Raw genomic sequence first — 20,342 nt, 5'->3', positions numbered from 1 at the left:
CGCAAGGGGAGGACCAGGTGCCGGAGACGCACCCGTTACAGCCCGGTGATCCGCGTTCACTGGGCGTCTACCGGCTGCTGGAGCGCCTTGGGAAGGGGGCCCAGGGGGTCGTCTTCAAGGCGGAGGGGCCCGACGGGCGGCTCGTCGCGATCAAGCTGCTGAACACGCTGCTCAACCGGCCCGGGCTCGACGGGGAACGCTTCCTGCGCGAGGTCGCCGCCGCGCGCCGGGTCGCCCAGTTCTGCACCGCGCAGGTGCTGGGGGCCAGCATGGACGGCGAGCAGCCGTACATCGTGAGCGAGCTGGTCGACGGGGTGTCGTTGCAGGTCGTGGTGCAGCGGGAGGGGCCGCGCGAGGGCGGGGTGCTGTACCGGCTGGCCGTCGGCACCGTGACCGCGCTGGCCGCCATCCACCGGGCCGGGATCGTCCACCGGGACTTCAAGCCGAGCAACGTGCTGGTCGGGACCGACGGGCCGCGCGTGATCGATTTCGGCATCGCCAGGGCGCTGGACTCGGCTGTGACGATCAGCAGCGGGGTGGTGGGGACGCCGGCGTACATGTCGCCGGAGCAGATCTCGGCCGAGCGCGTCGGGCCCGCCAGCGACATGTTCAGCTGGGCGCTCACCATGCTGTACGCCGCCACCGGGCGGCCCGCGTTCGGCCAGGACACGTTGCCCGCGGTCATCTACCGGGTGATGAACGAGGAGCCGGACCTGTCGGCGCTGCCCGACGAGCTGCGGCCCTTGGTGCAGGCGTGCCTGAGCAAGCGGGCCGAGGACCGGCCGACGGCGGCGGACGCGTTGTTCGCCCTGCTGGAGAACCAGGGGGCGGCGGTCGAACTCGACGACGAGGTCGCCCTCAACACCGGCTCCCAACTGGCCGCCAACCACCCCCACCCCACCCCCACGCCTCCACGTCCCGCACCTACGACGCCCCCGCTCCCGGGCCCCCCGCTCCCGGATCCAGGGCATCCTGGCCCCTCGCTCCCGGGCCCCCCGGTCTCAGGTTCTGGGCTTCCGGGGCCGCAGGTGGCGCCTGTGCCGACCGGGTGGGCCAATCCGTCGGGGGCGTCCTATGCTCCGCCTCCTGTGGCCCCTGGCGGGCGCCCGCCGGGCCACGGCCCGTCTGCGCCTGGCGCGCCGGCGGCTGGTCCGAGCGGGCCCAGGCCGCCTGCGCCCGGCGCGCCGCCGGTGGGGTCGCCCGTGCCCGGTGTGCCGTCGGTGGGGTCGCCGGTGTCCGGCGCACCGGTGGTGGGGTCGTCTGGGCCAAAGGCGGGGCGGGAGCAGGAGGGGGACACGCGGTACGTACGGCAGGCGCCCCCCACGCACTACGGCCCGCCGCAGCGGCTTCCGCCGCCCTACCCCATGGGCGCGCGCCCCCAGCCGGCCGCGAGCGGCAACGACGCGTTCTTCAGGCACGCCCCCGCCGTTGACCGCCCCGACGAGGTCAAGGCCAGGCGCAGACGCGCGATCATGGTGTCCAGCGCGCTCGTCGTGGCGCTCGCGCTGGCCGGGGGCGTGCTGTTCCTGGGCCCGACGATGTTCGGCCCGGAAACCCCGCCGACCCCGAACGCGGCCGGGGCCACCGAGACGATCCCCCCGAGCCCCGGCCTGCCCACCGTCCAGCCGACCACTCAACCCACCACTCAACCCACCCCGCCGTCCACCCTCGCCCCGAGCTCCGCGCTCACGCCAACCCCCACCCCCACCCAGACGATCCCGCCGTCGCAGGCCGTCGCCGCCCTGGGCAAGCAGGACGGCAAGTCGCTCAAGGGCCACACCAAGGGCGTCCAGACGATCTCGGCCCTGTCCCTGGGCGACGGCAGGACCTGGCTGGTGTCCGGCGGCCAGGACGGTCGCGTACGCCTGTGGGACCTCGGCAAGCACAAGCCGCTGGCCACCATGAAGGGCCACAGCGAAGAGGTGTACGCCGTGGCCGCCGTCATGATCGGCAAGACCCCCATGGCGGTGTCCGGCGGCTACGACGGCAGCGTCCGGTTGTGGAACCTCAAGACGCACAAGGGCAAGGTCCTCGGCTGGCACGGCGACGCCGTCTACTCGGTCGCGCTGACGAGGGCGGGCGGCAAGTGGATCGCCGTGACCGGGGACGCCAAGGGCTGGCTGCGCTTCTGGGACCTGAAGAAGCGCAAGGCGACCGGCAGGACGATCAAGGCCCACCGCACGTCCGTGAACTGGCTCAACGCCACGCACCTCGGGGACCGCGCGATCGTCGTGTCCGCCGGCGAGGACGCCACCCTGCGCCTGTGGGACGTCACCCGCCACAAGGCGTACGGAAAGGCGTACAAGGGGCACGCGAAGGGCGTGTACGCGGTGACGACCGGCAGGCTCGGCGACCGGATCGTGGTCGCGTCCGGCGGCAAGGACCGGAAGATCCGGATCTGGGACCCGAAGACCGGCAAGACCATCGGCTCACCTCTAGCGGGTCACAAGAACATCGTCTACTCCTTGTCCTTCGGCACCCTGGGCGGCCGTACGGTCCTGCTGTCCGGCTCGACCGACGGGACCATCCGCCTCTGGGACCCCGACACCCACAAGCCGCTGGGCAAACCGGTCAAGGCCCACAAGCGCGGCGTGTACGCGGTCGGGATCGTCCCCTCGGGCGGTGACCCGGTCGTCGTGTCGGCCGGCAAGGACAAGGTCATCCGCGTCTGGAAGCCGAAGCGGGACGCCGGGTCCTGAGCCGCCTACGAGTGGCGTACCGGCTCGAAGATGGCGTGGTGGGCGGCCACGAGGGCGCGGCGGACGGCCCGGTCGAGGTCGCGCAGGGCCGTGGTCCTGGCCGCGATCTGGGTCGAGGTGAGCCCGCGGTCGTCGGCCAGGACGAGGACGGCGGCCAGCCGGGTGGCCAGCGTGGAGACGCGGTGGGCGCGGGCCGGGTAGCCGGGGGCCAGCTCGCCGCCCGAGCTCTCGTCCCGGGGCCGGTCGGGCCGCGCCTGGGCGGGGCCGTCGACGCCGGTCAGCGCCTCGGTGGCGGCGCGCATGGCGGACGACAGCTCGTGCTCGGCCTCGGCCAGCGACGGCAGGTCCTGGCGTACGGGTCCGGCGTCGTGCACCTCCAGCCGCGTCCCCACGTACGAGGACCCGCGCAGGTCGGGGACGGGCACCAGCCCGAGCCGCCGGTCGCTGAGCACGGCGACCGCCGCCTGCCCGGCGTCGACCGCGGAGGAGTTGAACGCCGCCGGCCCCGACAGGCCCAGCGGGTCGCCGGGCGCGGGAAGGGCGAGCCGGAACTCGTGGAGACCGTCGGACCGGAGGTTTGCGAGGTATTTACGCAGCGGGACGTCACCGGCCACGACGGGCCCCGCGACGGCTTCCACGTGGTCAGCCGCCTCGTCGAGGCCGACATGACCGGAGAGCCACGCGTTGCCCCAGGCGACCAGTGAGGGACAGACAGGTGATTCAGGGCGCACCGATCCACGATAAGCGCTCGCCCTGCAATAGGTTTGTCCCGAGGGTGAGTCCAAAGGAGGGAACGGGGATGGGTGGTCAGGTGCTGCGGCTCCAGGACGTCGCCGTCAGGCGCGACGGGGCGGCCCTGCTGCGCGGCATCGACTGGACGGTCAACGAGGACGAGCGCTGGGTCGTCATCGGTCCCAACGGCGCGGGCAAGACCACGTTGTTGCAGGTCGCGGCGACGTTGCTCTATCCGACCGAGGGCGCGGTCGAGGTGCTGGGCGAGCGGCTGGGGCAGACCGACGTGTTCGACCTGCGGCCGCGCATCGGGCTGGCGAGCGCCGCGCTGGCCGAGCGCATCCCGCCGGAGGAGAAGGTCATCGACCTCGTCCTGACCGCGTCGTACGCCATCATGGGCCGCTGGACGGAGGAGTACGACTCCAACGACGTGACCAGGGCCGTCGAGCTGATCGACATGATGGGCGCGGCCCACCTGATCAGGCGGCGGTTCGGCACCCTGTCGGAGGGGGAGCGCAAGCGGGTGCAGATCGCCCGCGCGCTCATGCCCGACCCCGAGATGCTGCTGCTCGACGAGCCGGCCGCCGGGCTCGACCTGGGCGGCCGGGAAGACCTGGTACGCCGCCTGTCGGCGCTGGCGGGCGACTACCGCTCGCCGACGCTGGTCCTGGTGACGCATCACGTCGAGGAGGTGCCGAGTGGCTTCACGCACGGGCTGCTGCTGCGGCACGGGTCCGTCGTGGCGCAGGGGCCGCTGGAACACGTGATGACGGCCGACCACCTGTCCCAGACGTTCGGGGTGCCGCTGACGCTCGACAGGAGTGCCGAGGGCCGCTGGTACGCCAGGGCACACTGACCTCACTGATCGCCATTTATGCGGATATCGGTCGCCTAAAGGTGAAACGAAATATCATGCACCGAGTCGGTCCCCTCGACTTCGGAGCGTCGCCATGTCGACCGAGCAGCTCGTCGTCGCCCTCGTCGTGGTCGCGGCGATGGGCTTCGTGGTGGCCCGCAGCATCCGGATCATCCCGCAGGCCACGGCCGCCGTCATCGAGCGGCTGGGGCGCTACCACCGCACGCTGACGCCCGGGCTCAACATGGTGGTGCCGTTCGTCGACCGCATCAAGGAAATGATCGACCTGCGGGAGCAGGTGGTCTCGTTCCCGCCGCAGCCGGTGATCACGTCCGACAACCTGGTCGTGTCCATCGACACGGTCATCTACTTCCAGGTCACCAATCCCAAGGCGGCCACGTACGAGATCGCCAACTTCCTGATCGGCGTCGAGCAGCTCACGGTCACCACGCTGCGCAACGTGGTCGGCGGCATGGACCTGGAACGCACGCTGACCTCCCGCGAGGAGATCAACACCGAACTGCGCGGCAGCCTCGACGAGGCCACCGGCAAGTGGGGCATCCGGGTGAACAGGGTCGAGCTGAAGGCCATCGACCCGCCCGTCTCCATCCAGGACTCGATGGAGAAGCAGATGCGCGCCGACCGGGACAAGCGCGCCGCCGTCCTCACCGCCGAGGGGCAGCGCCAGGCGGCGATCCTGGCCGCCGAGGGCGACAAGCAGGCGGCCGTGCTGCGTGCCAGGGGAGAGGCGGAGGCCGCCGTACTGCGGGCGCAGGCCGACGCCGAGGCCCAGGCCATGCGGGCCAAGGGCCAGGCGGACGCGATCGGCATGGTGTTCAAGGCCATCCACGACGGGAACCCCGACCAGCGGCTGCTGGCCTACCAGTACCTGCAGACCCTGCCCGAGATCGCCAAGGGCGACGCCAACAAGCTCTGGATCGTGCCTTCGGAGATGGGCAAGGTGCTGGAGGGGCTGGGCGGGCTGTTCGCCCCGCCCCCGCCCGCCCCGAAGGATCGCGAAGGATAAGACTCAAACACATGTGCGGATAAATACCGGACTAAGTGGGTATAAATCAGTACATGAAGGGTGATCGGGTGGAGATCGTCATCGACGCGGGCGGCACCCCGCGAACCTACGAGGTCACGGCCACCCGCGCGGGTCGGCGCGTCGAGGTGGCCAACCGGCGCGGACTGGTGGAGGTGAGCGAGGTCACCCGCAGCGGCACGCCCGTACGCACGGCCCGCTTCATGTCCAGCCGGATCCTCGCACTCGTGGAGCACCCGGCCGACGAAGCCGCCGGGGACGACTAACGGAAGTCCGCCACGTGGTCCTCGGCCCACTGGCGGAACGTCAGCGGGGGCCGGCCGAGCAGCCGCTCCACCGTGTCGGTCACCCGCTCGGGGCTGTGGACGGCCGCCCCCCAGCCCTTCAGCGCGCCCTCCACGAAGCCCGGGTCGCCCCAGGCGGCCATCAGGTGCTCGCGGGCCTCGTCCAGCGGCTGCTCCTCCCAGCGCACCTCGTGCCCGGCCACCTCGCCGATGATTCGCACCTGCTCGGCCTGGCTGAGCTGCTCGGGGCCGGAGAGCACGTACTTGCCGCCCGTGTGCCCGGCGGAGGTGAGCACGTGCGTGGCCACCGCGGCGATGTCCTTCTCGTGGATCAGCGCCCTGACCGCCTGCCCGAACGGCCAGCGCACGACCCCTTGCCTGATCTGGCCGGCCCAGCCCAGCGTGTTGGCGGCGAAGCCGCCGGGGCGCAGGAACGTCCAGGAGAGCGTGGAATGCCGGATCAGCCGCTCGACGCTCTGGTGGAACAGCGTCGGCTCCTCGCCGTCGGCCAGGTCCTCCACATCGGCGGACAGGTAGACCACGCGGCGGGCGTGCCTGGCGATCGCCGTCACCGCGCCGGCGATCGCCGCCTCGGAGTAGCCGGGCCAGAGCAGGAAGACGCTCTCGACGTCCCGCAGCGCCGGTTCAAGTGACTCGGGCACGGTCAGGTCGCCGCGCACCGCCTCCACGCCCGCGGGCAGCCGCGCCCTGTCGGGGTTCCTGACCAGCGCTCGCACGTCGAGGCCCGCGTCCGCGAGCTGGGAGACCACATGACTGCCGACGTTCCCGGTCGCGCCGGTCACCAGAATTTTGCTCATGGGCCCGACGATAAGACCTCAAGTCGACTTCAGGTCAAGCCCGGCCGTACCTGGATCGTGCCGTCGCGGCGGATGCGGGTCTCGAACATGGGCGCGGGAGCGGTCGCGGGGCCGTGCTTCACCGAGCCGTCGGCCAGCCGGAACGTGCTGCTGTGCCACGGGCAGACCACGCACGCCTCACCGTCCTCCATGACCAGCCGGCCCTGGTGCAGCGGGCCCGCCAGGTGCGGGCAGCGGTCGGCCAGCACGGTCACGCCGTCGCCCTGGCGCAGCACGAAGAGCTGGATGTAGCCGAGCCGGCGGGCGACCGGCCGGCCGTCGGGCAGGTCCTTGAGCGGGCACAGGTCGTGCCAGCCCAGCGGTACGAGATGCGTGATCTGCGGGGCGTGGTTGGCCCCCGCGGCCTGGCGGTAGGCCATGTGGCCGCCGAGGTAGCCGCCCAGCCCGCCGAGCCCGAGCCCCGCGTACGACAGGACCCGCCCGGCCCGCTCGGCGCCGCGCAGCCGGGCCACCAGCGAGGCGGACATCAGGCCCAGGGCGGCCATGTTCGCGGCCATGTGAACGAACCCGACGCGCTGCTGCTCACGGTGGAGCGAGGACCAGTCGGTCAGCCCGGCCGCCGCGGTGGGCAGCGCGTTGCCGATGCCCGTGGCCAGGAGCAGCCTGCTCGCCCTGGGATCGGCGTGGGCCAGGTCGAGCACGGCGGCCGACAGCCAGCAGCCGAGGGTGACCGTGGCCAGCGGCGGGTGCAGCGGTTTGCCCGTGGGCACGCCGTGCAGCAGATCGCGCAGGGCGCCCTGACGCAGGCGCTCCCGTACGACCTTGGCCAGCCCGCGGATCGGTTTGTCCATGGCCTTCGACTTCTCAAGTCGATCGGCGAGGTCAACCGGACCGACGAAACCCCGCAATTGCCGACGTCTCGCTCGCACTGTCTCTTTCACGACAAGTCCCCTACCCCGGCCTCGACGGGATCACTCGGAGAGGTGTCCCCTGGCCACGGAGAGTTCTACCAGCTCCAGCGCGTACGCGCCGAGGGAGGGCGACCCCTCCTGGATGATCCGCACCTTCTCCCTGACCTCGCCGGCCGTCACCTTGAACAGCGGCCACGTGCCGCCCTCGGTGTGGTGGTTGGCCAGGATCGGCGCGAACCGGTCGAGCGCCTTGGCGAACCTGGCCTCCGGCGTCGCCCTGGCCTCGAACTCGTCCCAGAGCTCCCGCAGCCGGGCGCCCTGCTCGCCGGGGAGCAGGCCGAAGATCCGGTCGGCCGCCGCGGTCTCGGCGGCGGCCTGGGCGGCGACCGCCACGTGGTCGTAGACGAAGGTGTCGCCGGCGTCGATCTCGACCAGGTCGTGCACGAGTAACATGGCCACCACCCGCTGGAGGTCCGTTCCCGGCGGGGCGTGCTCGCCGAGGACCATCGCCAGCGTGCCCACGTACCAGGAGTGCTCGGCGGTGTTCTCCCGCCGCGAACCGTCGATCAGATGGTTGCGGCGGATGACCCGCTTCAACTTGTCGATCTCGACGGCGAAGGCGATCTGGGCGTTCAGGCGGTCCTCTTCTGGCGCGATAGTCACGCGCGACACCCTAATGTGCGGTGATCACCCCGGTTGGTGAAATCGTGACCGGAACTCCGTTGAACACTGCGTTACCACTTGGGATATCCAGGTCGGATTCGTCCGTCAGCACGTTCACGTTGACCCCGGCGTGTTGGGCCGCCACCCGCTGCGTGCTGTCCGCGTGCCCCCAGCCGTGCGGCAGGCTCACCACGCCCGGCATGATCGTGTCGGTGGGCTCCAGGGTCACCGTGAGGCTGCCCGCCGCCGAGATGACCACGGCCCGGCCGGCCAGGCCGAGCCTGGCCACGTCGGCGGGGTTGATCTGGAGCGTGCAGGTGTTGGTGCCGCCGACCAGCGGGCCCACGTTGTGCAGCCAGCTGTTGTTGGAGCGCAGGTGCCGCCGTCCGATCAGGACGATCTCCGGCGGCTCCTCCTCCAGCCTGCCGCGCAGGCGCTCGACGTCCTCGACGAGCTGCGGCGGGGCCAATTCGATCACGCCGGAGGCGGTCTTCAGCACCTCGGGCAGCCGGGGCTCCAGCGCGCCGAGGTCCAGGCCGTGCGGGTGGTCGAGCAGCTTGCGCAGCGACAGGTCGCCCCTGCCGGCCCACTCGCCGTACGGGCCGAGCCTGAGCATGAGGTCCAGCCTGCGCTCGCCGCCCGTCTCGCCGTCCAGCTCGGCCCGCAGCTCGGCGACGTCGCGTCCCTCCACGCCGGAACCGAGTGTCTGCACGGCCTTGCGCAGCGTCTCGCCGATCAGGAACTCGTCCAGGTCCTCTTCCCGCCCTTCCAGGCCGGACGCGATCATGGCGAGCCTAGCCAGGATCTGGGCCTCGCCGGGGCGTCCGTCCAGCGGCAGCGCGGGGCGCGAGTAGCGGGCGTAGTTGCGTACGGCGAACCCGAGCAGCGCGAAGTCGTAGTGCCCCGACTGCAGGACGCGCGGCGGCGGCAGGACGACGTGCGCGTGCCGGGTGGTCTCGTTCAGATACGGATCGACGCTCACCATGAAGTCGAGCCCGGCGAAGGCCGCCTCCAGCCGGTCACCGTGCGGCGCGGACAGCACGGGGTTGCCCGCGACCGTGACCAGCATCCTGACCTGACCCTCGCCCGGCGTCTCGATCTCGTCGGCCAGCTCCCTGGCCAGCCGGACGATCGTCGCGGCCGGGACGCCGGTGCGCCGGGAGACCGCCTCGGGCGGGAAGTGCTTGGCCGCCTCGCGCACCTCGGCCAGCCCGTTGAGCTCGTGCCACGGCCTGGCCAGGTCCTCGGCGAACAACGTGTGGACCATCCCGAACAGCAGGTACGCGTCCGTGCCCGGCCGGACGAACACGTGCTCGTCGGCGAGCGCGGCCGTCCTGGTCCTGCGCGGGTCCACCACGACGACCCGGCCACCGCGCCCGCGCAGGGCCTTCAGCCGGCCGGGGAAGTCGGGGGCGGTGCACAGCGAGCCGTTCGACTCCAGCGGGTTGGCGCCCAGCATGAGCAGGAAGTCGGTCCTGTCCAGGTCGGGGACCGGGACGGCCAGCGGGTGGCCGAACATCAGGCCGCTGGCGACGTGCTTGGGCATCTGGTCGGCGGTGGCGGCGGTGAAGAGGTTCCGGGTGCCGAGCGCCTTGACCAGCGGCCCGGCGTAGAGGGCGCCGGCCATGGTGTGGGCGTTGGGGTTGCCCAGGTAGATCGCGACCGCCTGACGCCCGTACCGCTCGGTGACCCGGCCGAGGCCCTGCTCCCCCGGGAGCCCCCGCGGTTCCCGGGGAGTGCTTCCTGCGGTTCCCTATGTCATGGGCAGGTCATCGGCCTACCTGCGGCAACGCCAAGGGTGTGCGCAGATCGGGCGGCTCCTTCAGGTCGGACCCGAGCGGCGTCCAGGAGCGGCGGCCGTACAGGCGCTCCAGGCCGGGAGCGGTCACGCCGGGCAGCTCGTCCCGCCGCACGATCTCCACGACCAGCAGATGAGCCCGATCGCGGTGCTTGTGGACGGTGGCGCTCCTGGCCCAGCAGGCCGCCGCGATCTCCTCGGCGTACGCCTCGAACTCCTCGGCCGAGATGCCCGCCCGCGTCATGACCAGTGCCTTCTCGCCCCTGGCCGACGGCGTGATCCAGAGCACCAGCGGGATCCGGCCCGCGCGGGTGTGCATGGTGGTCTCCAGGCAGACCCGTTGCAGGCGGTGCCGGGAGACCACGCACCAGAAGTGGGCGACGGCCCAGTTGCGGCCGGTCCTGGTGGCGGCGGGCACGGAGACGGCGCTGCTCAGCAGGACGAAGGGCACCCAGTGGCCGTCCCGCGTGGCCCCCAGCAGGGCCAGGACGAACAGCCCCAGCAGGCCGAGCACCATGAGCTCGCTGCGGACGCGCCAGAGCCGTACCAGCGGACCGCCGCCGCCCGCGCCCGGGAGGTCCTCGTTGGCCGGGTAGATCTGGTTGCGCGGGTTCCTCGACACCTCAGGACACCTCCTCGGGCACCAACGACGTCACCGTGAGCTGGTCGAAGCGTGGGTCACGGTAGAGGCGGGCGCCGAAGCCCGTGCTGGTGACGGTCCAGCCCCGGTAGATGGCGAACTCGTCCGGCTCCATGCAGATCTCGCGGTCCGTCCAGGCGATCAGTTCCCGGATCCGGGACTTGATTCGGCCGAGCCCCTTGGTACCTTGTGAGTACATAGAAGACCCCTTTCGCGGCATTTCCAGAGGTGGCTTCTTCGCCGGGCCGCAGGTCGGGTCCCGTCCCGCCGCAGGGTGGCAGCCCATATGCGGCGAACGCGGATCCGGTCTCGGCCCGGCATTCTTTTTCGTGCTCCGATGAGCGACAGTCGCGACGCTTTCTCAGGCGATGGGACGGTCCTTCCGGCAAGCGGCCTCCCTGGGGCGGACATTCGTATCCGGGACGGCTCCGTTGCCGGTGAGGCGGCCCTCGCGCGGGCGCCCGATCGTGAGCGGAGAGTCCGACGGGCGGGGCCGTTTCGTCATCCCGGCCTCCCCTCGTCGGTCGAGAACCCTCCTGGGTCGATCGTCCTCCGCGTTCCGTGATGCTGCAATACATCGAGCAAGGGAAGATTTAAGTTTCTTCGCAGGTTGCTGTTCCAGTTGCTGTGCAACTTGCACGCATTCTGTCAGGGGTTCTCGGGACGGTGAGGGGCGCCGAAAATCCTCGCCCATACCTCTATACCTACGTGAAGCCTTGTCTTGCTCCTACGCTCTCTCCGTGAAAGCCTTCGAGCAACCCCGCGCGGCATAGTTCGTGCAAGTTGCAGTGTAAGATTGAGTGAACGGCCCACAAACCGGGTTGCCAAACGATCCGTTCCCGCCACACCTTCATTCCCGACAAGGAGAGTGGACGGTGCCATCGCAGCAGGGCAGTCCGACAGTGCGCAGGCTCCGCCTAGGTCAGGAGTTGCGCCTCCTTCGCGAACGACGGAAGTTCACCGGGGCCCGGGCGGCGAGAGAGCTCGGCTGGTCGGCCAGCAAGGTCAGCCGCATCGAAGCCGCGAAGACCATGCCCAGCGCCGCCGACATCAAGGCGCTCGGCGAGCTCTACAGCCTTGACAGCGACAGACTTGACGAACTCTTCGGCCTGCTGCGAGATGCGGAGCAGCGTGGGTGGTGGGAAGATTATGAAGACTCCCTGCCCGAGGAGTACATCAGGCTTCTCGGGCTGGAGGCGGAGGCGACGGTTCAGCGCAACTGGGAACCCCAGTTGGTGTCCGGTCTCCTCCAGACCGAGGCTTACGCGCGAGAGGTCATCCTCTCCGCGCGCGGAATCGTCCGGATCACGCACAGCGGCGTGCGCAGCCGCGTCGAGGCCCGCCTCGACCGGCAGCAACGGGTTCTGCACCGGCCCGATCCCTGTCGCCTCAACGTGGTGCTCGACGAAGCGGTGCTGATGCGACGCTTCGGGGAGCCCTCGGTCATGCGGGAGCAGATGGAGCATCTCATCGAGGTCTCCATGTTGCCGCACGTCAACGTCCGGGTGTTGCCGCTGGACTCTCTCCATCCGGTCAATACCGGGGCGTTCATTCATCTGAAGTTCGCCGGTTTCGACGATGTCGTCTATCTGGAGCACTTGTACACTGCTCACTTCGTAGACGATCTCGAACGAGTCGCCGGTTATGAGAACGCTTTTGACCACATGTGGGCAGAGGCACTCGACGAGGACGAATCCCGCGTACTCATCCAACGCAAAGCCATGTTGTGGCGACGCTGAGCACGCGGTCCCAGTAGGCGGGCAATGGGGCCTGCTTATACCTTTTGGGGAGAAAATGCACACCAGTACGATCCAGAACTGGCGGAAGAGCACCTTCTGCAATGGAGCGACCTCTTGTGTCGAGGTTGCCCCCCTGGGAGACGGCAACGTCGCCCTGCGGGACAGCAAGGTGGAGGACGGGCCCGTGCTCGTCTTCACGCCGTCCGAATGGGCCGCCTTCACAGCCGGGGTGCGTGACGGCGAGTTCGACCTGCAGACCTTGGCCGCCGCCGGGTGAACAGGCGGCCCTGACGAGTTGACGACACAACCTTCAGGGCCGCCCATGACGAGGCTCGGCCGGAGCTCGCCGGCCTGGTCCGCCTCGCAGGATCCACCCGAGCCGGTCCGCAGCCGCCGCAGCGTTCAGCGCGGCAGGCCGAGCGCGGCCGATGACCAGATGATCCGGCGCCGACATCTTGCTCTCTCGCCAGGCGCCGTCGATCGCGTCGACGAATCGCAGAGCGGCCTTGCCGTCCGCAGTCGCTCGTCGATAATCACGTGTGCTCACCCAGAAGCGTTTGCCCGCAGGAGTGGAGAAGAATTCGTTGCGGGCATATGTGAGGAGCGTGCGCTCGGACATCTCGCCGAGCAGATAAGCCGCTTACCAGTGTGACAGCACGAGGTTGAGATAGATGTGCAGGCGCGGGTCGAGGCCGTTGTCCGGCAGCCCCAAACCACGCCGAAGCACCGGATGGGTCATCTGGAGCTGCATGAGCTGGAAATGGTGCGCGTTCGGCGGCCGAGCGTGACAGCCGCATTTCCTTGGCCTGCAAATAGAGCGAGAAGCCGATGGCGATGAGCGCGAAAGCCGACAGGATCGCCGAGGCGGCTCCATAGGTCTCGCCGACCGCGCTGAGTTGCTGCCACCGCGCATCCTCCGGGACGAGCAGCTTGAGAAAGAACGGCGAGACCATCGTCCCGGGAAGGGAACGCTGCCGGGGAGCGGGTCAGCGGCGGGTGCGGACGAGGAAGAGGCTGCTCAGGCCCGCCAGTACGGCCAGGCCGGCCATCGCGACGGCGGCCATGAGGGAGGCCGAGACGGTGCCGTGGCCCTGGCTCAGCGAGATGAACAGCGTGCCCACGGTCGAGACGCCGATGACCTGGCCGAGCTGCATCACGGTGAGCAGCGCGCCGCTCGCGTCCGCCGCGTACGCGCCGTCCACCCGCTCGGTCGCCATGTTGGTCACCGCCACCTGCACGCCGAGCCCGGCGCCGATGAGGGCGCTCATGACCGCGTAGACGACGCCGCCGTCGGCGGCGAGTCCGAGGCCGAGGTAGGCGGGCGCGGCCACCACGTAGCCGACCGGGACGAGCGGGCGCTGCAGCCCGGCGGGCAGGCGCGGCCACAGCAGCCCGACGATGCCGAAGGCGAGCGCGCAAGGCACCATCATCATCCCCGAGCCGAGCGGGGAGAAGTGCAGGTCGCCCTGGAGGTGCAGGGCCGAGGTGAACAGGAACGCGCCCCAGGTCGCCGGGCCGAACAGCAGGATCGCCAGGCCGGGACGCATGCCCGGCGCGGCCAGCACCTTGGCGTCCACCAGCGGACGCCCGCCGCGTCCGGTCACCCAGCGCTCGACCCGGACGAACACCACGAACATCACGACACTGAGCCCCATCGAGACCCAGCCCCAGACCGGCCAGCCGAGGTCACGCCCGAGCACCAGCGGCACCACGAACAGCAGCACGGCCGCCGACAGGGTCACCAAGCCCCACGGGTCGAGCCCGGTACGGCCGCCGCCCTCGTCGGCGGGCAACGCGCGGAACCCGATGCCGAGCAGCACGGCCCCGACCGGCACGAGCACCAGGAACACCACCCGCCAACCGGCGCCGAAGCCGAGCATGATGCCGCCGAGCGCCTGGCCCACGACGATGCCGCCGCTGATCACCAGCGACCACAGGCCGATGGCCCGTCCCCGGGCGGCGCCCTGGTAGTTGCGCTGGATCAAGGTCAGCACCTGCGGCATCATCAGGGCCGCGCCGGCGCCCTGGGCGAGGCGGAAGCCGATCAGCCAGCCCGTCGAGGGCGCGAGACCGGCGCCGAGCGTGGTGACGGTGAACAGGGCCAGCCCGCCGAGGAAGGCGTTGCGGTAACCGAACAGGTCGCCGATCCGGGCGCCTGTGATCAAGAGGACGGCATAGACAATGGTGTAACCGGCGACGATCATCTGCAGCCCCGCGCCGGAGGAGTGCAGGTCCGCCTCGATGGTCGGGGTGGCCACGTTGACGATGTTGACGTTGAGGATGGCCAGGAACTGCCCGACGAGGATCACTGCGAGGAGCAGACCGCTGGCCTTGGCCCTGTCCGGTGGGGTGACCTGGACAGGAGGGGAAACAGTGGCGGATTCGGTCATGTGTTTCATTATTGTGCGAACCCGATACCAGTAACGAGAGTCCCTTTATACTGGTATTGGCGGCACCTGGATAAGTGAGCACGTATGCCCCCATAGTGGAGGTGTGACCGTGACCGAGGCAAGACGTACTGATCTGGCGGCGTTCCTCCGCACCCGCCGGGCACGCATCACCCCCGAGATGGTGGACCTCGCGCCGGGCCCCCGCAGGCGTACGCCGGGGCTGCGCCGCGAGGAGGTCGCCCAGCTCGCCGGGGTGGGCGTCACCTGGTACACGTGGCTGGAGCAGGGCCGGCCGATCAACGTCAGCGGCCAGGTGCTCGACGCCGTCGCCCGTACGCTCATGCTGGACAACGCCGAGCGCCAGCACCTCTACCGGCTCACCGGCCAGGCCGAGGCCCCCGCCGTCGTGGACGCCAGCCGCATGCCGCCCGAGATGCAGGGCATCCTCGACCAGCTCGGCGACATGCCCGCGTCCGTCGCCAACAGCCGTTCCGACATGCTGGCCTGGAACGCCGCCTACGCCGCGCTGTTCCCGCACGTCGTCGCGGCCCCGGACGGCGAGCGGAACTCGCTCTGGCAGACCTTCGTCAACACCTCACCTCCGACCAGGCTCGTCAACCGCGAGTCGGAGCTGCCGCGCGCGGTCGCGGTCTTCAGGGGCGCCTACAGCAGGCATGCCGACGACCCCTGCTGGCAGGACTTCGTCCGGCGGCTGAGCGCCGAGAGCGCCGAGTTCGCCCGCATGTGGGCCAGGCAGGACGTGGCCGAGCCCGGCCCCCGGGTGAAGGTCTTCGAGCACGAGGTCGTCGGCGCCCTCCGCTTCAGCACGACCAGCCTGAACGCCTCCTCCGCGCCCGAGATGCGACTGATCGTCTACAGCCCCAAGGACGACGCCACTAGGTCCGCTTTGGCCTGGTTGATGGGAAGTGGTGATACCAAGTCCTAATCTGCCGCCCATAGAATGCTCGATCCGGAAAAGTCTGGATCGAGCGGAAATGGCGGTAGATGAGACTCCCCCGTGTCCTACCGGTGCTGGTCGTCGCCGCCTCCCTCGCGGCATGTTCGTCGGCACCCGACAAAGAACCGCAGAGCAAGCAGGTCGACCAGCAGGCGGCCGAGTCGCCGAGCCGGAAGCCGAAGCCCGCGCGACGGCCCTTCACCATCTCCTTCGGCGGTGACGTGCACTTCGAGGGCGTCCTGCGCGGCAGGCTCGCCAACCCGGGCACCGCCCTCGGGCCCATCGCGAACGTCCTGCGCAAGGCCGACCTGACGATGGTCAACCTGGAGACCGCCATCACCACGGCCGGGACGCCCGCGCCGGGCAAGCAGTTCACCTTCCGCGCGCCGGCGACCGCGTTCACCGCGCTCAAGGCGGCCGGGGTGGACGTCGCCTCCATGGCCAACAACCACGGCATGGACTACATGGAGAGCGGCCTTACCGACTCCCTGGCGGCCATCAAGCGCAGCAGGTTCCCGATCGTGGGGATCGGGGAGAACGCGGCGCAGGCGTACAAACCCTTCCGCAAGACCGTGAACGGCAACCGGGTCGCCATCATCGGCGCGACGCAGGTGCTCGACGCCGAGTTCATCCAGTCGTGGACGGCCACGGCCGACAAGGGCGGGCTGGCCTCGGCCAAGGACGAGGCGAGCCTGCTGAAGGCCGTACGCCAGGCGCGCAAGAACTCCGACACCGTCATCGTGCACCTGCACTGGGGCACCGAGATGCAGAAATGCCCCAACGAGGCCCAGCGTTCGCTCGCACCCAAGCTGGTCGCGGCGGGCGCCGACGTCGTGGTCGGCGGGCACGCGCACATCCTGCTCGGCGCCGGATACCTGGACAACGCCTACGTCAGCTACGGCATGGGCAACTTCGTCTTCTACAACTCCACCCCGGGCACCACGGGCAGGACGGGCGTGCTGACGCTGACGATCAACGGCCGCAAGGTGCTCAAGGACCAGTGGACCCCGGCCACGATCCAGGGCGGCGTCCCGATCCCCATGACGGGCACGGCCAGGACCCAGGCCGTGAACGACTGGAAGGCCCTGCGCTCGTGCTCGGGGCTGGCCGCGCGGCCATGATCGATCCATCCTCTGGACGATCCGTCCAATAGGAGGTCGCCATGCGGCAGGTCGAGTCCGGCGGGGGCGCTCCCGCGATTCTCCTGCCGCACGGTCACCCCGGCACCCGCCGCGTCCGAGGCGAAGCCGCGCCCCCGCCGATCGGGCGCCGGCCCACGACGTCACTGATATCGGCTCAAATTGAAGAATATTCGCAAAATATCGTCACGCAATATAGTGTGCCGGTCATTGTGCCGAACAATATGACGGTCCCGGCGGCGGGACTTTTCTCGAACATATCATCGGCGGCGATCCGCGGGGCGATATCCGGAGCCGCGCCCCGAAGCCGCCGCGCCGGGCCGGACGGGCGTCCGCCCTGCCGCGCCGACCTGCGTGGCCACGCACTTTCGGGCCGCCGAGCAGCAGGGAAATTCGGTTATGCCATGCCGTGGATTTCGCCATGGGCGACGCGACAGGACAGCCGTCCGAGAAATCCCGCAAATGAGTAGGTAACGATCGTGCAGACGAGAGAAGATGAATCCGTGTCTTCGCCGCAAATGGATGATGACTGCGTCCACCCCAAAGCTCTCCGGCGGCAGCCGGCCCAGCGCCGCAGCGCCCGGCGCGTCGAGCGCATGCTCGACGCCTGCGCCGAACTTCTCGACGAGACCGGCTACGAGGCCCTGTCCACCACCCGCATAGCCGAGCGGGCAGGTGTCGCGATCGGCTCGGTCTACCAGTTCTTCCCCGACAAGCGGGCCATCACCCAGGAGCTCACCCGGCGCAACGTCGAGCAGTTCGTGGCGCGGGTGGGCCGCCGGTTCATGGAGGAGGAGTACCGCGGCTGGTGGGAGGCCGTCGACGCGATCATCGACGAGTACGTCGACATGCACCGCACGGTCCCCGGCTTCAGGAGCCTGCAGTTCGGCGACATCGTCGACCTCAACCTGCTCGACTCCGACTCCGAGAACAACACGGTCATCGCGGGCAGGTTGCGCGGCCTGCTGCTCAAGGAGTTCGGGCTGGCCGACAGCGAGACGCTCGACCTGGCCGTGCTGGTCGCCGTCGAGGCCGGCGACGCGGTGCTCAAGCTGGCCTTCCGGCGCGACCCCGCCGGCGCGCCGGACATCATCGACGCGGCCAAGCATCTGGTGCGCGGGTTCCTGTCGCGCCAGCTCAAATCATGGTCGCCGCACGTACTGACCGAGGGCGACGTGGGACGCTGACCGAGATCTGGGCATGACAGCAGTGAGCGATCGTTCATTCACTGTCCGTCACGGGTCCCGGGAGGTGAAGATGTTCGATCTTCCACCATCCGCCTTCCACCGCAGTGCTCCCTTCGATCCCCGCCGCAGGCGTGGGCCGGTCTACGCCGCGTTCGGGCTCGTCCTGGCCGTGGGCGCCGGCGGGATGATCGGTTACACGGCCGGTTACGCCGCCGACGACACGCAGGCGGCGGCGATGACCGTGCGGCCCGTGGTCGCCTGCCGCGCCATCCCGCCCGCGGTCGTACCCGCCGAGGCCGAGGCGCCCGCGCGTCCGGTGGCGCGTCCGGCGGTCGTCGTCGAGGCGCGGGTCCGCCGGGAGCGCGCCCGCATCCGGCGGCCCGCCCGCCTGAGCGTCGTCCGAGCGGGCCCTCCGGTGGTGGCCCAGGTGAAGGCTCCGGTCAAGGCACCGGTGAAGGAGCGGGTGAAGGCGCCGGTGAGGCAGCGGGTGAGGGCGTCGGTGGCGGCGCCTCAGGACCTCGCCCGTACGCCGCCGCGGCGCTCACCGCTCGAAGCGCTCATCCAGGAGGTACGCGGCGACATCTACGCGCAGGTGATCGACCGGATCACCGGGCGGTCCCGGCGATGACCGGCCGCTGAGCGTCCGGCTCGGCCCACTGCCGCGACCCGGGCGGCAGGGCCGCAGCCTCCCGGTGCCGGCGCCGCATGAGGTCCCGGTCGGCCAGCGCCGTCGCGGGCACCTGCTGGATGCGCGGCGTCATCGGCGTACGGAGGCACGGCAGCGGGAAGGACACCGGCCGGACGTCCCGGGCCTGCCTGACGTCGAGCCTGGCCTCCAGCGCGTGCAGGTTGCGCTCGGCCGTCCGGATGGCCTCCAGGCGGGCCGACAGATACCCGGCCACACCGGGCCCGAGGGCCGAGAGGACGACGGCACAAGCCAGCGTGAAGGTCATCTGCTTGGACATGCCCATTACAGCCCCCTCCGCCCGCGAGACGCAAAGCATCGGCTATATGCCCTATGACCTGCACAGACACGCGCAGCGTAACCAGCCTTGGACGAGACGTTGCCGAATTTGCATGTGACCGGCGATGCGCATTGACCGGGCAAAGCGCCGGGCGGCTCGGTAGTCTCGCGGGTGTGGCGCATGTGACCCGAGAGCACCTTGATCGTCTGCTTGAGCAGGCCCTGCTGGCCGACGACCACAGTTCCTTGGCCAGTCGGCTTTACGACGTCGCGCTCGGTTATTCGTCCGGCGACGTCTCCAGGGCGTCCATCCTCGTCCTGGCCGCGGAGGAGTGGCGGGCGGCGGGACAGCCCGCACGCGCGATGGAGTGTTTCCAGCGCGCCGTGGAGGACGGCGGCGACGCGGGCTTCGACCCGCGCGCCGGAATCGCCGACACCCTCTTCGAGCTCGAAAGGCCCGACGAGGCCCGGGAGCTCATCGAGACCATCCGCGCGGAGGGCGACGTCTCCACGGCGACCGCCCACACCATCGCGGAGACCCTGGTCGCCTACGGCGATCTCCGGGGCGGCCTCGAATGGGCCACCCAGGCGGTGCTGGGCTGTGACGAGGGCGACCCCGAGCAGGTGGCGCTGCTGCGGACGCGATACCGGATCAGGGTCGACCTCGGCCTCCCGGAAGACGAGCTCGACGAGCTCGTCTCCTAGTCGCGGGGGCCGGACCGGCGGGCCCCGCGCGGGGCCCTGCTTGTCGCGCGCCCGCGAAGCCGGGCCGGAGGGGCCGCGTCAGCGCGTGGCCACGGCCCCTCCGGCTGGGGAAGCCGGGCGCGGCGGGCACGACCCGCGCCCGGACACTTTGGCTCAGCGCAGGTCGAGGTTGGGCAGCAGGCGGCTGAAGCCGTCGATGGCGGGGTAGCCGCCGGGCAGCGTGGACGCGCCCTCGATGCCCTCCACGGCCTTGGGCAGCAGGTTCGAGATGAGGTCGCCGCCGACCTCCCGCACCGGCTGTCGGGCCTCCGCCTGGGTCCGCGCCGAGCGGGCCGACGCGGGGGCGGTCGGCTTCTCGCCGACCGTCATCTCGGCGGGCACCCGGGCCGCGATGGGCGTCTGCGGCAACGCGGGCAGCGCGGGCAGGGCGGGCACCTGGAGTGTCGTCGCCAGGTCCCGCATGCCGCTGTCGCCGGGGACCATGGGGAACAGCGCGGGCGAGGCGCTGGTCAGCGACGGCATGCCCCAGGTCGCCCCGACGCCGCCGAGGTCGGCCAGCGGGCCCATGGCGGACCTGGCGGCGGCCAGACCGGTCAGGCCGAGCCGCCTGGCCATGACACCGGCGGCCATGGCGAGCTTGCCGACCTCCTCGGTGACGAGCCGGTGGCCGTTCGTCCTGTGCTCGTTGAGCTGGAGGCTGGTGCGGCCGTCGCAGTACGAGGCCACCGCCTGGGATCGCGGCCCGCAGGTGTCGGCCAGCGAAGGACCGGCGACCGGCCAGGTGACGCCGGCGGTCAGAGCGGCCACCGCGAGG

Annotated in this window: 21 protein-coding genes and 2 pseudogenes; 11 read left to right on the top strand and 12 right to left on the bottom strand. The window is 70.5% G+C overall.

Going from position 1 to position 20,342, the window contains the following annotated elements; translation table 11 throughout:
* Nucleotides 1–17 precede the first annotated feature (17 nt).
* Nucleotides 18–2,699: a protein kinase gene (locus tag ACIHAD_RS24225; protein WP_397356876.1), complete on the top strand. Its 2,682-nt coding sequence runs from the start codon at nucleotides 18–20 to the stop codon at nucleotides 2,697–2,699.
* 5 nt (nucleotides 2,700–2,704) lie between these two features.
* Here ACIHAD_RS24225 and ACIHAD_RS24220 read toward each other — a convergent pair whose 3' ends face one another.
* Complete coding sequence (locus tag ACIHAD_RS24220; RefSeq protein ID WP_397356875.1) at nucleotides 2,705–3,430, bottom strand: hypothetical protein; 726 nt, start codon at nucleotides 3,428–3,430, stop codon at nucleotides 2,705–2,707.
* A gap of 68 nt (nucleotides 3,431–3,498) precedes the next feature.
* On the opposite strand from ACIHAD_RS24220, the gene ACIHAD_RS24215 reads away from it, so the two are divergent.
* The 3 genes from ACIHAD_RS24215 (at nucleotide 3,499) to ACIHAD_RS24205 (ending at nucleotide 5,598) form a co-directional block, all read left to right on the top strand.
* Nucleotides 3,499–4,287, top strand: a complete 789-nt coding sequence (locus ACIHAD_RS24215; RefSeq protein ID WP_397356874.1) for an ABC transporter ATP-binding protein — start codon at nucleotides 3,499–3,501, stop codon at nucleotides 4,285–4,287.
* Nucleotides 4,288–4,381: 94 nt separating this feature from the next.
* Complete coding sequence (locus tag ACIHAD_RS24210) at nucleotides 4,382–5,314, top strand: SPFH domain-containing protein (protein ID WP_397356873.1); 933 nt, start codon at nucleotides 4,382–4,384, stop codon at nucleotides 5,312–5,314.
* A 53-nt stretch (nucleotides 5,315–5,367) separates the two neighbouring features.
* Nucleotides 5,368–5,598, top strand: a complete 231-nt coding sequence (locus tag ACIHAD_RS24205; RefSeq protein WP_397356872.1) for a hypothetical protein — start codon at nucleotides 5,368–5,370, stop codon at nucleotides 5,596–5,598.
* On the opposite strand, the gene ACIHAD_RS24200 is transcribed toward ACIHAD_RS24205, so the two are convergent.
* The 6 genes and pseudogenes from ACIHAD_RS24200 to ACIHAD_RS24175 all read right to left on the bottom strand — a co-directional run bounded on the left by ACIHAD_RS24200 (nucleotide 5,595) and on the right by ACIHAD_RS24175 (nucleotide 10,645).
* Nucleotides 5,595–6,434: an NmrA family NAD(P)-binding protein gene (locus tag ACIHAD_RS24200; protein WP_397356871.1), complete on the bottom strand. Its 840-nt coding sequence runs from the start codon at nucleotides 6,432–6,434 to the stop codon at nucleotides 5,595–5,597. The genes ACIHAD_RS24205 and ACIHAD_RS24200 overlap by 4 nt on opposite strands.
* A 29-nt stretch (nucleotides 6,435–6,463) precedes the next feature.
* Nucleotides 6,464–7,285 carry a Rieske 2Fe-2S domain-containing protein gene (locus tag ACIHAD_RS24195; RefSeq protein WP_397356869.1) on the bottom strand — a complete coding sequence of 274 codons (822 nt, stop codon included), beginning with the start codon at nucleotides 7,283–7,285 and terminating at the stop codon, nucleotides 6,464–6,466.
* 120 nt (nucleotides 7,286–7,405) lie between these two features.
* A complete protein-coding gene (locus ACIHAD_RS24190) occupies nucleotides 7,406–8,017 on the bottom strand; it encodes an HD family hydrolase (protein ID WP_397356868.1) in 612 nt (203 codons plus the stop codon).
* Between the two features lies 1 nt (nucleotide 8,018).
* Nucleotides 8,019–9,716 (bottom strand): annotated as a pseudogene (locus ACIHAD_RS24185) (molybdopterin dinucleotide binding domain-containing protein); the annotation flags it as partial.
* Nucleotides 9,717–9,777: 61 nt separating this feature from the next.
* Nucleotides 9,778–10,428: a hypothetical protein gene (locus ACIHAD_RS24180; RefSeq protein ID WP_397356867.1), complete on the bottom strand. Its 651-nt coding sequence runs from the start codon at nucleotides 10,426–10,428 to the stop codon at nucleotides 9,778–9,780.
* Between the two features lies 1 nt (nucleotide 10,429).
* Nucleotides 10,430–10,645, bottom strand: a complete 216-nt coding sequence (locus tag ACIHAD_RS24175; RefSeq protein ID WP_397356865.1) for a hypothetical protein — start codon at nucleotides 10,643–10,645, stop codon at nucleotides 10,430–10,432.
* 676 nt (nucleotides 10,646–11,321) lie between these two features.
* Here ACIHAD_RS24175 and ACIHAD_RS24170 point away from each other — a divergent pair.
* Together ACIHAD_RS24170 and ACIHAD_RS24165 are read left to right on the top strand one after the other, a co-directional pair.
* Nucleotides 11,322–12,185, top strand: a complete 864-nt coding sequence (locus ACIHAD_RS24170; protein WP_397356864.1) for a helix-turn-helix domain-containing protein — start codon at nucleotides 11,322–11,324, stop codon at nucleotides 12,183–12,185.
* A 55-nt stretch (nucleotides 12,186–12,240) separates the two neighbouring features.
* A complete protein-coding gene (locus ACIHAD_RS24165) occupies nucleotides 12,241–12,462 on the top strand; it encodes a DUF397 domain-containing protein (protein ID WP_397356863.1) in 222 nt (73 codons plus the stop codon).
* Between the two features lie 33 nt (nucleotides 12,463–12,495).
* Here the strand turns inward: ACIHAD_RS24165 and ACIHAD_RS24160 are convergent, their stop codons facing one another.
* The 3 genes and pseudogenes from ACIHAD_RS24160 to ACIHAD_RS24150 form a co-directional block, all read right to left on the bottom strand.
* Nucleotides 12,496–12,816 (bottom strand): DUF6082 family protein, encoded by a 321-nt coding sequence (locus ACIHAD_RS24160; RefSeq protein WP_397357156.1) that lies wholly within the window; start codon nucleotides 12,814–12,816, stop codon nucleotides 12,496–12,498.
* Nucleotides 12,817–12,964: 148 nt separating this feature from the next.
* Nucleotides 12,965–13,138 (bottom strand): annotated as a pseudogene (locus ACIHAD_RS24155) (DUF6082 family protein); the annotation flags it as partial.
* 33 nt (nucleotides 13,139–13,171) lie between these two features.
* Nucleotides 13,172–14,575: an MFS transporter gene (locus tag ACIHAD_RS24150; protein ID WP_397356862.1), complete on the bottom strand. Its 1,404-nt coding sequence runs from the start codon at nucleotides 14,573–14,575 to the stop codon at nucleotides 13,172–13,174.
* A 109-nt stretch (nucleotides 14,576–14,684) separates the two neighbouring features.
* Between ACIHAD_RS24150 and ACIHAD_RS24145 the strand changes: the two genes are divergently transcribed.
* The 4 genes from ACIHAD_RS24145 (at nucleotide 14,685) to ACIHAD_RS24130 (ending at nucleotide 18,487) form a co-directional block, all read left to right on the top strand.
* A complete protein-coding gene (locus ACIHAD_RS24145; RefSeq protein WP_397356861.1) occupies nucleotides 14,685–15,521 on the top strand; it encodes a helix-turn-helix transcriptional regulator in 837 nt (278 codons plus the stop codon).
* Nucleotides 15,522–15,580: 59 nt separating this feature from the next.
* On the top strand, nucleotides 15,581–16,654 hold the full coding sequence (locus ACIHAD_RS24140; RefSeq protein ID WP_397356860.1) for a CapA family protein: 1,074 nt from the start codon (nucleotides 15,581–15,583) through the stop codon (nucleotides 16,652–16,654).
* A 536-nt stretch (nucleotides 16,655–17,190) separates the two neighbouring features.
* On the top strand, nucleotides 17,191–17,859 hold the full coding sequence (locus ACIHAD_RS24135) for a TetR family transcriptional regulator (protein ID WP_397356859.1): 669 nt from the start codon (nucleotides 17,191–17,193) through the stop codon (nucleotides 17,857–17,859).
* Between the two features lie 70 nt (nucleotides 17,860–17,929).
* Nucleotides 17,930–18,487 (top strand): hypothetical protein, encoded by a 558-nt coding sequence (locus tag ACIHAD_RS24130; protein ID WP_397356857.1) that lies wholly within the window; start codon nucleotides 17,930–17,932, stop codon nucleotides 18,485–18,487.
* On the opposite strand, the gene ACIHAD_RS24125 is transcribed toward ACIHAD_RS24130, so the two are convergent.
* Nucleotides 18,465–18,824, bottom strand: coding sequence for a hypothetical protein (locus ACIHAD_RS24125; protein ID WP_397356856.1), 360 nt, complete (start codon nucleotides 18,822–18,824; stop codon nucleotides 18,465–18,467). The two genes, ACIHAD_RS24130 and ACIHAD_RS24125, sit on opposite strands and share 23 nt — an antisense overlap.
* 173 nt (nucleotides 18,825–18,997) lie before the next feature.
* Here ACIHAD_RS24125 and ACIHAD_RS24120 point away from each other — a divergent pair, with 173 nt between their 5' ends.
* Complete coding sequence (locus ACIHAD_RS24120) at nucleotides 18,998–19,528, top strand: tetratricopeptide repeat protein (protein WP_352319079.1); 531 nt, start codon at nucleotides 18,998–19,000, stop codon at nucleotides 19,526–19,528.
* Nucleotides 19,529–19,681: 153 nt separating this feature from the next.
* On the opposite strand, the gene ACIHAD_RS24115 is transcribed toward ACIHAD_RS24120, so the two are convergent.
* Nucleotides 19,682–20,335 (bottom strand): hypothetical protein, encoded by a 654-nt coding sequence (locus ACIHAD_RS24115; RefSeq protein ID WP_397356855.1) that lies wholly within the window; start codon nucleotides 20,333–20,335, stop codon nucleotides 19,682–19,684.
* Nucleotides 20,336–20,342: the final 7 nt, after the last annotated feature.

Source organism: Nonomuraea sp. NPDC052265 (assembly GCF_044547985.1).
Lineage (GTDB): Bacteria > Actinomycetota > Actinomycetes > Streptosporangiales > Streptosporangiaceae > Nonomuraea.
Note: the sequence above shows the minus strand (reverse complement) of the source record. Positions and strands in the feature narration are given on the sequence as shown.

Coding starts and splice junctions, on each gene's coding strand:
- ACIHAD_RS24175 (WP_397356865.1), bottom strand. CDS start 10,645: ATGTACTCACAAGGTACCAAGGGGCTCGGCCGAATCAAGTCCCGGATC.
- ACIHAD_RS24215 (WP_397356874.1), top strand. CDS start 3,499: ATGGGTGGTCAGGTGCTGCGGCTCCAGGACGTCGCCGTCAGGCGCGAC.
- ACIHAD_RS24125 (WP_397356856.1), bottom strand. CDS start 18,824: ATGTCCAAGCAGATGACCTTCACGCTGGCTTGTGCCGTCGTCCTCTCG.
- ACIHAD_RS24200 (WP_397356871.1), bottom strand. CDS start 6,434: ATGAGCAAAATTCTGGTGACCGGCGCGACCGGGAACGTCGGCAGTCAT.
- ACIHAD_RS24140 (WP_397356860.1), top strand. CDS start 15,581: ATGAGACTCCCCCGTGTCCTACCGGTGCTGGTCGTCGCCGCCTCCCTC.
- ACIHAD_RS24135 (WP_397356859.1), top strand. CDS start 17,191: ATGGATGATGACTGCGTCCACCCCAAAGCTCTCCGGCGGCAGCCGGCC.
- ACIHAD_RS24210 (WP_397356873.1), top strand. CDS start 4,382: ATGTCGACCGAGCAGCTCGTCGTCGCCCTCGTCGTGGTCGCGGCGATG.
- ACIHAD_RS24195 (WP_397356869.1), bottom strand. CDS start 7,285: ATGGACAAACCGATCCGCGGGCTGGCCAAGGTCGTACGGGAGCGCCTG.
- ACIHAD_RS24130 (WP_397356857.1), top strand. CDS start 17,930: ATGTTCGATCTTCCACCATCCGCCTTCCACCGCAGTGCTCCCTTCGAT.
- ACIHAD_RS24165 (WP_397356863.1), top strand. CDS start 12,241: ATGCACACCAGTACGATCCAGAACTGGCGGAAGAGCACCTTCTGCAAT.
- ACIHAD_RS24150 (WP_397356862.1), bottom strand. CDS start 14,575: ATGACCGAATCCGCCACTGTTTCCCCTCCTGTCCAGGTCACCCCACCG.
- ACIHAD_RS24205 (WP_397356872.1), top strand. CDS start 5,368: ATGAAGGGTGATCGGGTGGAGATCGTCATCGACGCGGGCGGCACCCCG.